This window comes from Aeromonas sp. CD (genome assembly GCF_033349375.1).
GTDB classification, from domain to species: Bacteria; Pseudomonadota; Gammaproteobacteria; order Enterobacterales; family Aeromonadaceae; genus Aeromonas; species Aeromonas hydrophila.
Genome location: NZ_CP137631.1, coordinates 4,088,490 through 4,101,597 on the forward strand (window position 1 = coordinate 4,088,490; position 13,108 = coordinate 4,101,597).

Below are 13,108 nucleotides of genomic sequence, written 5' to 3' on the forward strand. Positions count from 1 at the left end.
CTTGCGCAACATGGATGTACCGACGTGACGCACCTGACCGGATACTGGATGAAATGGCTGCTCCCCTGGCTACTGTTGCCCGGCCTGGCGCAGGCCATACAACCCCCGCTGACCCTGCTCAGCCACGAGCTACCCCCCTTTACCCACACCAGCGACGGCAAGCTTGGCGGGCTGGCGGTGCAACTGGTGCAGGAGGCCCAGCAGGAGATGGGGGTCGACTACCCCATCAAGATCTACCCCCTCAAGCGGGCGCTGGCGCTGACCCGGGTCGAGCCCGGCTTCGCCCTGTTCGTCATTCTGCGCACGCCCCAGCGGGAGCCTCAGTTCAAGTGGGTAGGGCCGCTGTTTCTGAACCGGGTGGTGATCTACCAGACCAGGGGCAGCCAGCCGCTGACCGATCTGGCCCAGCTGCGCCAGCTGGCGCGGGTCGGCGTGCTGCTCGGCAATGCCGATGACGAGCTGCTCACCCGCGAGGGCTACACCAACCTGGTGCGCTGCCAGACCATAGAAGACGCCATCGAACGACTGATGCTCGGCAAGATAGACGCCTTCCCCATGGGGGAGCAGATCATGCCGGCCATCCTGGCCAAGATGAAGTTCTCCCCCCGCAGCGTGGTGAACTCCGGGCTGCTGCTGCAGGAGAGCTGGCTCTACATCGTCTTCTCGAAGAGCGAGGATGACGCCGTGATCGCCCGCTGGCAGGCGGCCATCGACAAGGTCAGGGACCGTCACCAGCAGGCGCAGCAGCCCACCCGCCAACCCTGATCACACCAGCCCGCGCACCAGGATGCCGCCGATCAGCAGCGGTGCCAGCCAGCGCCAGCAGCCCATCACCAGAGTACGCCAGTGCAGCGCCAGCCCGGCGGGCAGCGCCTGGCGTCCCAGTTTCCAACCCAGCAGCAGGGTGAGCGCCAAGCCGAACATGGGCATCATCAGGTTGGAGGTGACGAAATCGAGCAGCTCGAAGATGTTCTTGCCAAACAGGGTCACCTGGGCCCAGGGCCCGAACGACAGGCTGACCGGAATCCCCCCCGCCATCACCAGCGCGGTGATGAGGCCGCAGGCGGCCCGCCGTGACCAGCCCAGGCCTTCGCTGACGAAGCACTGCAGGTGCTCCAGCAGCGAGATGGCCGACGACAGCGCCGCCACCACCAGCAAGGCGAAGAACACCACCGCCAGCCCCTGGCCGAACGGCAACTGCTGGAACACCGCCGGCATGGTCATGAAGGTGAGACCCGGGCCGGAGGCGGGATCGATGCCGGTCGCCGCCAGCACCGGGAAGATCATCAAGCCCGCCAGCACGGCGATGAGGCTTGCCAACAGCACCACCCAGAGGCTGGAGCGGCCGACCCCGTCACTGGAGGGCAGGTAGGCGCCATAGGTGGTGTGAATGCCAAGGCCGATGGAGAGGGAGAAGAAGGCCAGCCCCATGGCGTCGAGCACGCCGGACATGCCGAGCTTGCTGAAATCCGGCATCAGGAAGTGGCGCACCCCGGCCATGGCGTTGGGCAGGGTGAGGCCGAAGGCCACCAGCATCAGGATCATGATGAACAGGGCCGGCATCATCCAGCGTAGGGTGCGCTCCACCCCCTTCTGCACGCCTCCCTGCACGAACCACCAGGTGAGCCCGGCAAACAGCAGATGGGTCAGCACCGGCCAGAGCGGATCCCCCACATAGTCGTTGAAACGGGCGGTGAGGGCCGCGCCGTCACCGTGCTGCAGACTGCCCGCCAGCGCCATGCCGGTGTAGCCCAGGGTCCAGCCACCCACCACGCTGTAGAAGCTGTAGATGAGCAGACTGCTGAGCAGCCCCATGGCGCCGACCCAGCGCCAGCGCTTGCCCATCAGTGCACCGAAGGCCCCTACCACCCCGCGCCGGCTCAGGCTGCCGAGCAAGGTCTCCCCCATCAGCACCGCCACCCCCAGGGTGAAGCTGAACAGCAGAAACACCAGCAGGAAGGCGCCACCGCCGTTGGCGGCCGTCACATAGGGGAACTTCCAGATAGCGCCGAGACCGACTGCGGAACCGGCGGCGGCCAGGATATAACCGAGCCGGGATGACCATTGGGACTGCTTCATAAGAACTCCAACCGTGGGGCCCGCCACAAGGGGCCCAGAATGACGCTCAGAGTACGGGGGGGGCTGCGCAATCACAACGCCGCCTATCTGGATAAAACGCGCATTATTGGCATCATTACCTAATTAAATTCTATTTAACGCGCAATCCTGCCAACAAATAAAAACCGGAGCAATTTTGCTCCGGTTTTACAGGATGGTGAACCCGCTTTGGGGACTAGATCACCCCCAGCTCCCGCAGCCGCTCCATCAGGTAGCTGTAGGCGGTGTGACGCTCGGAGAGCACCACGTCCGGGCGCGGATGGAGGAACAGCGGCAGGGAGATGCGCGACTTGCTGGCGCTGCCGCCGGTCGGGTTGATGACCCTGTGGGTGGTGGAGGGGTAGTAGCCGTGGGAGGCCTCCTGCAGCATGTCACCGATGTTGATGATGAGGGTGCCAAAATCGCACGGCACGTCCATCCACTCGCCATCGGAACCCTTCACCTGCAGGCCCGGCTCGTTGGCGGCGGGCAGTATGGTCAGCAGGTTGATGTCTTCATGGGCGGCGGCGCGGATGGCACCCGGCTCCTCGGTGCCGTCGAACGGCGGATAGTGCAGCACCCGCAGCAGGGTCTTCTGGCTCTCTTCGATCATGGAGGAGAGCGGGCAGCTGTAGTGGGCGGCGATGTCGCTCGGGGTGTACTGCTCGACCCAGCCCAGCAGCTCGGCCGCCAGGTTGTTGGCGAGCCGGTAGTACTCCATCGCCTGCTCTTTCAGCTCGACCGGCATCTGGCCCCAGGGGTAGAGGTGGAAGTACTCCTTGATGTCCTTCTGGCTGTGGCCCTTGGCCACCTCGGACACCGACGGCGGGAAGTAGCCGTCCTGGGTCTCGCGATTGAACAGGAAGTCCTGCTTCTGCTCACTCATGAAGAAGCGATACCAGTTGTCATAGATGGACTGCACCAGCTCTTTCGGGATGGGGTGATTGGTCAGTACCCCGAAGCCGGTGGTCCGCAGGGATTCGGTGAAGCGCTGCGCCGCATCGGGCGAGCGGTAATCGACGGTCAGGACTTTCATTGTTTTTGTTACGCGCCAGTTAAAAGATGGCGCAGTTTACCCCGTGACCGGCAACAAGGAAAGGGCGCGGGCCGCCACGCCGCCAGCCCGCGCAAATAGTGACAAACCGCTCAGAAAACGGCGCCGGCCAGCACCGTTTTTCATCCCTTGTCCTGCCCCGGCATCCTCTCTAGAATGCCCCCATCATCCCTCTCGGAGCCCGTCGTCCATGTCCCCCAAGATCCTGTTGCTGACCCTGCCTTTTCTGCTCGCCGGTTGCAGCTCGCTGTCGGAAGAAGAGTGCCGCACCATGAGCTGGTACAACCTGGGTTATCAGGACGGCGAGCAGGGCAAGACCCGGGCCGCCACCCGCGACTACGTCTCGACCTGCGGCGAATACGGCCTCACGGTGGACGAGGCGGAGTGGAAACGGGGTTATGCCAAGGGGCTGGAGCTCTACTGCATTCCGGAGCTCGCCTACAGCAAGGGCAAGTCCGGCGCCGAGTATCAGGGCGTCTGTCCCAACGATGCCAGCTTCCTGACCCAGTACGATCGCGGCCGCCAGGAGTACCTGGTGGAGAAACAGCTCAGCGACCTCAAGAGCGACATGGAGCGGACCGAGCGCGACATCGAGACGCTGGAGCGCCAGATCCGCAACGAGAACGACAGCAAGCAGCGCGACTACTACCGCGCCCAGCGCGAGCGCGCCATCCGTCACTACGAGGGGCTGCGCCGTGACTACAACCGGATCCGTTTCCCGGATCGGGTGATCCAGTTCTCCTTCGGGAACTGACAAACAAAAAAGGGGCCGACATGGCCCCTTTCTGTTGCTGTTTCTGCCCCTCAGGCGGGCAGGATCCAGCGCTGCAGCGCCAGCGCGATGCCATCTTCGTTGTGATCGGCGGTGACCCGATCCGCCAGCGCCTGGATCTGTGACGCCGCGTTGCCCATGGCCACCGCCAGCCCCACCTGCTCGAACATGCTGATGTCGTTGTTGTTGTCGCCAAACGCCACCACGTTCTCCATCGCAATCCCCTCGCTCGCCGCCCACTGGGCCAGCCGGTTGCCCTTGCTGCAGCCGGGTTGCACCAGTTCCACCGCATAGGGCGCCGCCCAGTCGCGGGTAAAGGGCAGTTGCTCCACCACCTCAGCCATGAAGTGATGGAGCAGGGCGGGATCCTGGTTGAACAGCTCCAGCTTCCAGACCGGCCGGCTGAGCCAGCTCGCCAGATCCTCCGCCGGCAGCAGGGAGATCTTGAGATGATCCGGCTGGCTCGCCGACCAGTGACGCATCCTGGTCACATGCTCCTCGCAGCCGAGGTAGCCGATCCCCTCGTCGAGATGGAACAGCGCCCCCATCTGGTGCGCCTGCACCTCCGCCAGCAGCCGGCTGAGGGGAGCCACCGCCAGCGGATCCCCGGCCTGGATCTTCTCCTGCACCGGATCATAGAGGTAGGCACCGTTGCTGCAGATGATGGGGGTGTCGAGGGCCAGCTCGTGATGGAAAGGCCGGGCCGTCATGAAGTGACGCCCCGTCACCAGCAGCACCTTGATGCCGTGGGCGCGGGCCTGGGCCAGCGCGGCCCGGGTGGCGGACGAGATCTTGTGATCCCGGGTCAGCAAGGTACCGTCCATGTCCAACGCAATGGCCTGAAAACGACTCATATCACCTCCAAAATGTCGAAACGAATGAATGCAGCGCCATACCAACCCGATTTCAACGCCATGGCCTGATAACGATTCACGCCATCGCCAAAGGCTGAGCATAACGGGGAGCTATGGGCGATCGGGCAAACGAAGCAAAGAGCCATACCGTCCCAGAGTCGGCGCCACGATGCAAGTCCGGCCCGCCATCCCGTCGCCGAACTGTGATCCCGTCAGCCGGCTTCTATCTGGACGTCGAGCCGCTGCCGCCGATCCGCCGCCCGGCGCAGCCCATAAAAGCCGATGGCACAGAGCAGGCTGCACAGCGCAGCCAGATAGAAGGGCCACTCGGTGCCCGCCAGCAGCACCAGACTGCCGACCACCACCGCCAGGATCTCGCTGCCCACCGCCAGCCCGCGATAGAGCCCCATCGCCTGCCCCTGCTGCTCGGCATGGCTGCGATTGGAGACCGCCACCGAGGTCGCCAGCTCCCCCAGGCTCATGCCGATGCCGGTGGGGATAAAGGTGAGTGCCAGCCCCCACCAGTGGCCTGGCAGCACGAACATCAGCATGCCCGCCGCCATCACCAGATGACCGGCCACCCCCAGACTGCTGCCGCGCCAATGGCGAGCCAGGCGGGAGCCCAGCCAGGACCCCAGGATCATGGGCACGCTCACCATTACGGCGGCCTGCGCCAGCTGCACCGGATCCCAGGCCAGCCTCTCCACCAACCAGACGTTGAAGTAGGTGAAGTAGAGCTGCACCGCGCCGTAGCTGAGCAGGGTCAGCACGAAATAGGGCAGCAGCGCCGGTTGCAGCAGCAGCGGGCGGGAAGAGAGGGCCGGTGCCGGCTGCTCACTGCGGGCCGCCGCCGGCCGATTGGGCAGCAGCCAGAACACCAGCAGCAGGTTGACCAGGGTCATGGCCACCGCCAGCCAGGCCGCCAGGCTGTAATCGCCGGACACCACGGCGGCATAACCGCCGATCATGGGGCCCACCACCCAGCCCAGGTTCATGCCGATGTTGATCCAGGCGAAGCTGCGCGCCTTGGTTTTGGCGGTGCTCATGTCGGCCGCCATGGCCTGCACGATGGCGATGTCACCGTTGAAGAAGCCCTCCACCACCCGGCTCAGCAACAGCAGCGGCAAGGATCGCCAGGCGATCCCCAGCGCCATCAGGGCATAGCCCACCAGCACGCCCACCAGACAGAGGGTCAGCACCGGCTTGCGGCCATGGCGATCGGAGAACTTGCCGAGCCAGGGAGCCCCTACCAGTTGAAACAGCGGATAGAGCCCCATGATGACCCCCAGCCACACCTTGCGGCTCCAGTCCGACGCTTCCGGTGTCAGCATGCCCTGAGCCGGATCCAGCAACAGCGGTGCCAGCACCGGGGATGGCAGGCTGAAGCCCGCCACCGCCAGCGTCACCGTCATCACCAATACCCACAGGCTGGCCTGCCCCTTGATCCCTTCCATGTTTGCCCCATTAAATAAAGTTATTGGTTTATTTATGTTGGCAATCAAACCAGATTAAGTAAAGCGAATTGTTGATTTAAAAAATCCCCCTCCCCATAATGCTCTTATCCATGTCAGAACCGCGGCCACACCTGCCGACGATGAGAGCCTTGCCATGAATGCCAGCACCGACAAGATACTGTTTCTGCTCAAGAGCCACGGGCCACAGAGCGCCGCCGAGCTGGGAGAGCAGTTGCAGATGACCTCCATGGGGGCTCGCCAGCACCTGATGACGCTGGAGGCCGACGGCTGGGTGAGCTTCAAGGACGAGGCCCGCGGGCGCGGTCGACCGGTACGGTTGTGGCACCTCACCGAACAGGCCTGGCAACGCTTCCCTGACAGCCACAGCGAACTGACGCTGCAGCTTATCGACAACATCCAGCAGCTGTTTGGCGAAGTGGGCATGGAGCGGCTGATCGCCCAGCGGGAGCAGCAGCAGCTGGCCCGCTATCAGGCCGAGCTGACCCAGCCCGCGCTGGCCGACAGGCTGGCGGCACTTACGGCGCAGCGCACGCGAGAGGGCTATATGGCGGATGTTCGCCAGGAGGAGGATGGCAGCTGGCTGCTGTGGGAGAGCCACTGCCCCATCTGCGCGGCGGCGCGGGCCTGTCGGGGTTTCTGTCGCAGCGAACTGGAGATGTTTCGCCGCTTGCTGGCACCGGCCGGGGTGGAGCGGGAGCAGTATCTGCTGGAGGGGGATCACCGCTGTCTCTATCGCATCAGGCCACAGCCTTGATCCGCAAACGCCAGAAACAACAAAGCAGGCGCCGGGATGCCTGCTTTGTTGCCTTCGGGGAGGGGATGCTCTCGTTCCAGCCCGTCGTTGCCCGATAAGGTGAGACGGCTGATGGGGTTGTTGACCCGGTAAGGTCCTTCACCACAGAGACCGGGTTGGGTTTCTGTCTTGCCACCGGAAGATGTAACCATGGTATCCCTGCCGGCCCAGTGAGTGGTTGCGAAGTAGCATGTATTTTCAGTTGTTTTTGCAATAGTTCACCCTTAATCTAGGAAAAGTGAATTAGTAATTGCAACGAGGAACGGAGAATGCTGAAACTTGATCGCATAGACAGGCATATTCTGGAGTTGATGCAGGAGAATGGCCGCATCAGCAACCTGGAGCTGGCCGAGCTGGTCGGGCTCTCCCCCTCCCCCTGCTCCCGCCGGGTCAAGGCGCTGGAGGATGCCGGTCTCATCGACACCCACGTCACCCTGCTCAACGCCCGCCAACTGGGGCTGACCCTCACCGCCTACATTCACATCTCCATGGACCGGCACACCCCGGAGCGGTTCGAAAATTTTGACCGCGCCATCAGTGAGCTGCCCGAAGTGCTCGAGTGTGACCTCATCACCGGCAACGATGCCGACTACCAGCTCAAGGTGGTGGTGCGGGACATGGAACACTACCAGCACTTCCTGCTGGACAAGCTGACCCACATCCCGGGGGTGACCGGGGTGCGCTCCAGCTTCGTGCTGCGCCGGATCAAGCACAAGACGGCGCTGCCGCTCAACCATCTGGGCTGACCGCCGGCCCTGATCGGCAGGCCAGACCGGATAAAAGAAGAGGAGGCCAGTGGCCTCCTCTTCTTTATATCTGCAGTCAGCGACCTGTACTCAGACCGCTACCTGGCTGACATCCTGCACCTGCAACAGCCAGCCGGCCTGCTCCTGCTGGGGCTCGCCGCTGACCCGCAGCCGCTCGCCGGTCGGCACCCACTGCCCCTGGGGCAGGGAGACCAGCAGGCTCTCGCTGCCGTTGTCGAACAGCCAGCGATCTTCACCCAGCGACTCGATCAGATAACCTTCCATCTCCACTCTGGACTCGGCTTGCCAGGATGGCGCAACGGAATCACGGCTCTCGATGAAATCCCCCTGAACACCAAAACTGGCCAGCCCCCACAGAATGGAGAGCCCAACCAACGATGATTGCATCTCGTCTCTCCTCTTTTGGAACTGTAGGGCCAGTATGGGAAGAGAAAACTGAGCGCACCATGAACAAGATGGCAAAGTGCCGACGGGATCGCGAAAAAAACCGGCCACTCGGCCGGTTGTGTCATTTTATGGCGCCTGGATCACACTATTTGGCGGCTTCCTCTGCCATCCGTGCGGCTCTTGGCTTATTCGTCCACATGGCAACACCGCGATGATCCGCGCAGATCCCCTCCTCCACCACGGCCCGCACCCGGGTACCGTCCTTGCAGATAGCCTGCCAGGCATCGGCATCGTCGATGGCCATCGAAGGGGCATGGGAACCAGAACTGCAGGCGGTCAGCAACAGGGCAAACAGGGGTAACAGGATTTTCATCGGGTGATCCTCAGGCTGGATGGATGGGCCGCACTCAGCGCCCCAGTTGCGCCGAGATGCGATCGCAGAGCTGCTTGAGCTGGGCCAGTTCAGCATCGGCCAGATCCACCTGATTACGCAAGTTGTCCGCCAGACAACACTCCCTCACCTCCTGCTGCAGCTGACGCCCCGCCTCGGTCAGGCCGATGCATTTTTGCCGCTCATCCTCGCTGGAGACGGTGCGGGTCAACCAGCCCTTGCTCTCCAGCCGCTTGACAATGGGGGTCAGAGTGCCCGCATCCAGCCCGGTCTCCTGACCTATCTCCTTGAGGCTGACCTCGTCCCGCGCCCACAGCGACAACATCACCAGATACTGGGTGTAGGTGAGATCCAGCTTGTCCAGCAGCGGCCGATAGGCCCGCATCACCGCATTGGAGGCGCTGTAGAGGGCAAAACAGACCTGCTTTTTCAATTCACTCATGGGGCACCTCGCTGACGACTGGGGCCAGTATACCCCAGGAAAATCGGGGGTCGAATAATTTGCACACAAAATAGTTGTCAGCCCGTATTTTCGGGATTAGTCTGGATTTACTTTGCACACAAACAAAATCAGAGGCCCCGACATGAAGACGCTCTATCGCACTCAAGCCATCGCCCAGGCCGGCCGCAACGGTGAGGTTCACACCCTGGACAACAGCCTGCAGCTGGCACTGGCCCTGCCGACCGCCCTCGGCGGCAATGGCAAGGGCAACAACCCAGAACAGCTGCTGGCCGCCGGTTACGCCGCCTGCTTCTCCAATGCGCTGATCCACGTGGCCCACAAACTCGGCGCCCCTATCTCCAGTGCTCCCGTCACCGCCGAGGTCGAGTTGCTGGCGCTGGACGATGGCCGCTTCAACTTCGCCATCACGCTGGACGTCGCGCTCGCCACGACCCAACCTGAACAGGCGGCGCAGGCCGAGCAGATAGTGCGGCTGGCCCACCAGACCTGCCCCTTCTCCAACGCCATGCGGGGCAATGTGGTCACCCGGCTGCTGCTCAACGGCGCCCCGCTGGATGAGACGGCGTGAACCCGTTCAGCCTCAACCCCTTGGAAATAGCCATGCTGGCGACTCGCAGGTTGCCAACCCCCCTCACACTGGAGAAAAAACCATGAATCAGTCCAGCCATCAGATCCAGCTGCTGCGTCGCCCGGTCGGCCTGCCCAGCCTGGCCGATTTCACCCTGACCGAGGTGGCTCTGCCCGAGCTGCAAGAAGGAGAGGTGCGGGTCGCCAACCAGTGGCTGTCGGTGGATCCCTACATGCGCGGTCGCATGAGCGAAGCCAAGAGCTATGTGCCCCCCTTCCCCCTCAACGGCCCCCTCGATGGCGGCGCCATCGGCGTGGTGGAAGCCTCCCGTCACCCGGACTTCGCGGTGGGTGATCGGGTGAGCAGCATGCTGGGGTGGCGCGATCGCTTCGTCGCCAACGGTGCCCAGCTGACCAGACTGCCCGACACCCGCTTGCCGCCCCAGCTCTTTCTCGGCGCCCTCGGCATGCCGGGCATGACCGCCTGGACCGGGCTTAACCGCATCGCCAAACTGCAGGCCGGTGAAACCGTGCTGGTGTCGGCCGCCTCCGGCGCCGTCGGCTCCATGGTGGTGCAGCTTGCCAAACGGGCAGGGGCCCGCGTCATCGGCTCCACCGGGTCGGCCGACAAGGTGGCCTACCTCAAGAGCCTGGGGGCCGACGAGGTGATCAACTACCGTGAGATTCCGGATCTCGATGCCGAGCTGGCCCGGCTGGCGCCGGAGGGGATCCACGTCTACTTCGAGAACGTGGGGGGCGCCATGCTGGACGCCGCCCTCAACCACATGGTGGTGCACGGCCGCATTGTGATGTGTGGCCTCATCGAGCAGTACAACGGCCAGAGCGAGGCGAGCGGCCCGCGCAACCTCTCCCAGGTGATCCGCAAACGCCTCACCATGCAGGGGCTGATCGTGTTCGATCACTGGCAGCACTACGGCGAGTTTCTGGCCGAGGTGACCCCGGCCTTCGACGCCGGCACCCTGCAGGCCGAAGAGACCGTCTATCAGGGGCTCGCCAGCATGCCGCAGGCCTTCATCGGGCTGTTCGAGGGGCGCAACACCGGCAAGATGCTGGTCAAGCTGGCGTGATCCGCAGCACTGGCGCCTGACGCCGCAGACTGCTTGCATGACGGGCCCATCCGCCCTAAGGTGGGCCCGTTTTTTATGGTGCAATCCGCCGTTTCAGCGGCCAGCTCATCCCTGCAAGGAGCCCTGCTTATGTCTACTCCCTATCCCCACGTCGGCGGTCGATGACAGAGTGATCCTGACCAACCCATTACCCCCTCAGCAAGGAGCCCTTCTTATGTCTACTCCCTATCCCCGCGTCGGTGTCGGCGTGATCCTCACCAACCGCCAGGGCCAGGTGCTGCTTGGCAAGCGCAAGGGCAGCCACGCCCCCTACTGGTCCATTGCCGGCGGCCATCTGGAGCTGGGGGAGACGTTCGAATCGGCAGCGATCCGGGAGGTGGCCGAGGAGACCGGTTTTCAGATCAGCAACCCCAGCGTCATCGCCGTCACCAACAACCTGGAGACCTGGCGTGAAAGCGGCCTGCACTATGTTTCGGTCACCCTGCTGGCCGAGGTAGAGGGAGAGCCCCAGTTGCTGGAGCCGGAGAAGTGCGAAGGCTGGGTCTGGTGCGACCCGCGCAATCTGCCAGAGCCCCACTTCGATGCCAGCCGCCAATCGATAGCCTGCTGGCTTGCTGGCCGTTGCTATCTGCCACAACCAGGCCAGCCGACGGAGTGATCATTGCCTGCCGGCTAACAAGGCGCGGCAACCTGCCAGCAGCCCCCTGATTTGTCATAAAAAAGTCACCGCTTTGTCATATCATCGGGGCGATGATGACAACGAGGGAGTGAGGACGTGGGGCAGGTGTTTATTCAGTTTTTATGGTTGGGCTGTGTCAGCTTCGGCGGACCCGCCGCCCATATCGGCTACTTCCAGCGCACCTTCGTCGAGCGGCTGGGCTGGCTGACCCAGGCCGAATTTGCCCAGTCGCTGGCCCTCTGTCAGCTGCTGCCGGGCCCCGCCTCCAGCCAGCTCGGCTTTGCCATCGGCCGCCAGCGGGCCGGGCTCGGTGGGGCGCTGGCCGCCTTCGCCGGTTTCACCCTCCCCTCCTTCCTGCTGTTGCTGGCCGCCGCCATCGGTCTGGGCCAGCTCGGCAACAACGTCTGGCTCGATGCCGCCCTGCACGGTCTCAAGCTGCTGGCGCTGGTGGTGGTCGCCGATGCGGTGATCACCATGAGCCGCCAGTTCTGCAAGACGACGCGCAATCAGGGGATCATGGTCGCCACCGCGGCCGCCCTCTGGTGGCAACCCGGCCTGCTCACCCAGCTCGTCATGCTGGCGGGCGCCGCCCTGCTCTGTGCCCGCGTCGGCGCGCCGCAAACACCGGGCCCACAGTCCTCACCGGCTCAGTCCATGCCTGTGCATCAACCCCACTGGCCCACCCTGCTACTATTTGCCCTGCTGTTTGTCGGCCTGCCACTGCTGGGGGGCCCCGTCGGCCAGCTGGTCACCGACTTCTACCGGGCCGGCAGCCTGGTGTTTGGCGGCGGTCACGTGGTGCTGCCCCTGCTAGCCGAGAGCGTGGGCCACAGCCTCAGCGAGCAGCAGTTTCTGACCGGCTACAGCCTGGCCCAGCTGGTGCCCGGCCCCATGTTTACCCTGGCGACCTATCTCGGCGCCCAGTTGCTGCCGGCCACCCCGGTGGGCGGCGCCCTGCTGGCGACGCTGGCGCTGTTTCTGCCCGGCTTTCTGCTGCTGTGGGCCATGGGCCCCTGCTGGCAGAGCTGGCTGGCCCGCCCTCGCCTCGCCGGCGCCGTCGCCGGCATCAACGCCGCCGTGGTGGGTCTGCTGCTGGCGGCGCTCTATCAGCCGGTCTGGCAGAGCGCCGTGCAGGTCCCCACCGATCTGGCGCTGGCCGCCATCGGCTTCTACCTGCTGCGGGTACTCAAGCTGCCCATTCTGGCGCTGGCCACCCTACTGGTGGTAGCCACCCTGCTGCTGGCCTGATCGACCCAGGCAGCGGCCACAAAGAAACGGCCCCCTGCCAAGGCAGGGGGCCGTTTTTGCATGGATGCCGGGCGCCAGACTCAGGGCTCGGGATCGAAATCCAGACTTAGGCTGTTGACGCAGTAGCGCTGACCGGTTTCGGTCGGCCCGTCCGGGAAGACGTGGCCAAGGTGGGAGCCGCACTGGCTGCAGGTGATCTCCACCCGCTTCATACCGTGGCTGCCATCCTCGGTGTAGGTCACGGTCCCCTCGATGGCCCGATCGAACGAGGGCCAGCCGCAGCCCGAGTCAAACTTGGCATCCGAGTGGAACAGCACCTGCTTGCAGCAGACGCACAGGTAGTCGCCGCTCTTGCGGTTGTGGAGCAGGGCGCCGCTGTAGGGACGCTCCGTGCCCTTCTCCCAGCAGACGTGATACTGCTCGGCGCTCAACTGCCGGCGCCACTGCTCGGGGTTGGGGGTGTTGCCGCTCAT

General features: G+C 64.1%; 16 protein-coding genes. 8 read left to right on the forward strand and 8 right to left on the reverse strand.

The window, feature by feature from the left end:
• Positions 1–48: 48 nt before the first annotated feature.
• A complete protein-coding gene (locus R2E40_RS18865) occupies positions 49–765 on the forward strand; it encodes a transporter substrate-binding domain-containing protein (protein WP_318164126.1) in 717 nt (238 codons plus the stop codon).
• On the opposite strand, the gene R2E40_RS18870 is transcribed toward R2E40_RS18865, so the two are convergent.
• Together R2E40_RS18870 and R2E40_RS18875 are read right to left on the reverse strand one after the other, a co-directional pair.
• Complete coding sequence (locus R2E40_RS18870) at positions 766–2,079, reverse strand: sodium-dependent transporter (protein ID WP_029302210.1); 1,314 nt, start codon at positions 2,077–2,079, stop codon at positions 766–768.
• 214 nt (positions 2,080–2,293) lie between these two features.
• A complete protein-coding gene (locus R2E40_RS18875; protein ID WP_318164127.1) occupies positions 2,294–3,133 on the reverse strand; it encodes an isopenicillin N synthase family dioxygenase in 840 nt (279 codons plus the stop codon).
• Positions 3,134–3,341: 208 nt separating this feature from the next.
• Between R2E40_RS18875 and R2E40_RS18880 the strand changes: the two genes are divergently transcribed.
• The gene (locus R2E40_RS18880; RefSeq protein ID WP_318164128.1) at positions 3,342–3,905 is read left to right on the forward strand and encodes a DUF2799 domain-containing protein; all 564 of its coding nucleotides are present in this window, start codon (positions 3,342–3,344) and stop codon (positions 3,903–3,905) included.
• 50 nt (positions 3,906–3,955) lie between these two features.
• Here R2E40_RS18880 and R2E40_RS18885 read toward each other — a convergent pair whose 3' ends face one another.
• Positions 3,956–4,777 carry a Cof-type HAD-IIB family hydrolase gene (locus tag R2E40_RS18885; RefSeq protein WP_318164129.1) on the reverse strand — a complete coding sequence of 274 codons (822 nt, stop codon included), beginning with the start codon at positions 4,775–4,777 and terminating at the stop codon, positions 3,956–3,958.
• A 212-nt stretch (positions 4,778–4,989) separates the two neighbouring features.
• The gene (locus R2E40_RS18890) at positions 4,990–6,231 is read right to left on the reverse strand and encodes an MFS transporter (protein WP_318164130.1); all 1,242 of its coding nucleotides are present in this window, start codon (positions 6,229–6,231) and stop codon (positions 4,990–4,992) included.
• Between the two features lie 154 nt (positions 6,232–6,385).
• Here R2E40_RS18890 and R2E40_RS18895 point away from each other — a divergent pair, with 154 nt between their 5' ends.
• On the forward strand, positions 6,386–7,006 hold the full coding sequence (locus R2E40_RS18895; protein ID WP_039214458.1) for a helix-turn-helix transcriptional regulator: 621 nt from the start codon (positions 6,386–6,388) through the stop codon (positions 7,004–7,006).
• Between the two features lie 308 nt (positions 7,007–7,314).
• Entirely contained in the window at positions 7,315–7,791 is a 477-nt protein-coding gene (locus R2E40_RS18900; RefSeq protein ID WP_005304871.1) for an Lrp/AsnC family transcriptional regulator, read from the forward strand.
• Positions 7,792–7,881: 90 nt separating this feature from the next.
• On the opposite strand, the gene R2E40_RS18905 is transcribed toward R2E40_RS18900, so the two are convergent.
• The 3 genes from R2E40_RS18905 to R2E40_RS18915 form a co-directional block, all read right to left on the reverse strand.
• Complete coding sequence (locus tag R2E40_RS18905) at positions 7,882–8,199, reverse strand: hypothetical protein (RefSeq protein WP_005304873.1); 318 nt, start codon at positions 8,197–8,199, stop codon at positions 7,882–7,884.
• 145 nt (positions 8,200–8,344) lie between these two features.
• A complete protein-coding gene (locus R2E40_RS18910) occupies positions 8,345–8,572 on the reverse strand; it encodes a hypothetical protein (RefSeq protein WP_139393407.1) in 228 nt (75 codons plus the stop codon).
• A 34-nt stretch (positions 8,573–8,606) separates the two neighbouring features.
• Complete coding sequence (locus tag R2E40_RS18915) at positions 8,607–9,032, reverse strand: MarR family winged helix-turn-helix transcriptional regulator (RefSeq protein ID WP_016351946.1); 426 nt, start codon at positions 9,030–9,032, stop codon at positions 8,607–8,609.
• A 142-nt stretch (positions 9,033–9,174) separates the two neighbouring features.
• Here R2E40_RS18915 and R2E40_RS18920 point away from each other — a divergent pair, with 142 nt between their 5' ends.
• The 4 genes from R2E40_RS18920 (at position 9,175) to chrA (ending at position 12,635) form a co-directional block, all read left to right on the forward strand.
• Positions 9,175–9,621, forward strand: coding sequence for an organic hydroperoxide resistance protein (locus R2E40_RS18920; RefSeq protein WP_318164131.1), 447 nt, complete (start codon positions 9,175–9,177; stop codon positions 9,619–9,621).
• 82 nt (positions 9,622–9,703) lie between these two features.
• Positions 9,704–10,708, forward strand: a complete 1,005-nt coding sequence (locus R2E40_RS18925) for an NADP-dependent oxidoreductase (RefSeq protein WP_318164132.1) — start codon at positions 9,704–9,706, stop codon at positions 10,706–10,708.
• Between the two features lie 214 nt (positions 10,709–10,922).
• Positions 10,923–11,366 carry a nucleotide triphosphate diphosphatase NUDT15 gene (locus R2E40_RS18930; protein ID WP_016351949.1) on the forward strand — a complete coding sequence of 148 codons (444 nt, stop codon included), beginning with the start codon at positions 10,923–10,925 and terminating at the stop codon, positions 11,364–11,366.
• Positions 11,367–11,483: 117 nt separating this feature from the next.
• Entirely contained in the window at positions 11,484–12,635 is a 1,152-nt protein-coding gene (gene chrA / locus R2E40_RS18935; RefSeq protein WP_318164133.1) for a chromate efflux transporter, read from the forward strand.
• Between the two features lie 80 nt (positions 12,636–12,715).
• On the opposite strand, the gene msrB is transcribed toward chrA, so the two are convergent.
• Positions 12,716–13,108, reverse strand: coding sequence for a peptide-methionine (R)-S-oxide reductase MsrB (gene msrB, locus R2E40_RS18940; RefSeq protein ID WP_017411114.1), 393 nt, complete (start codon positions 13,106–13,108; stop codon positions 12,716–12,718).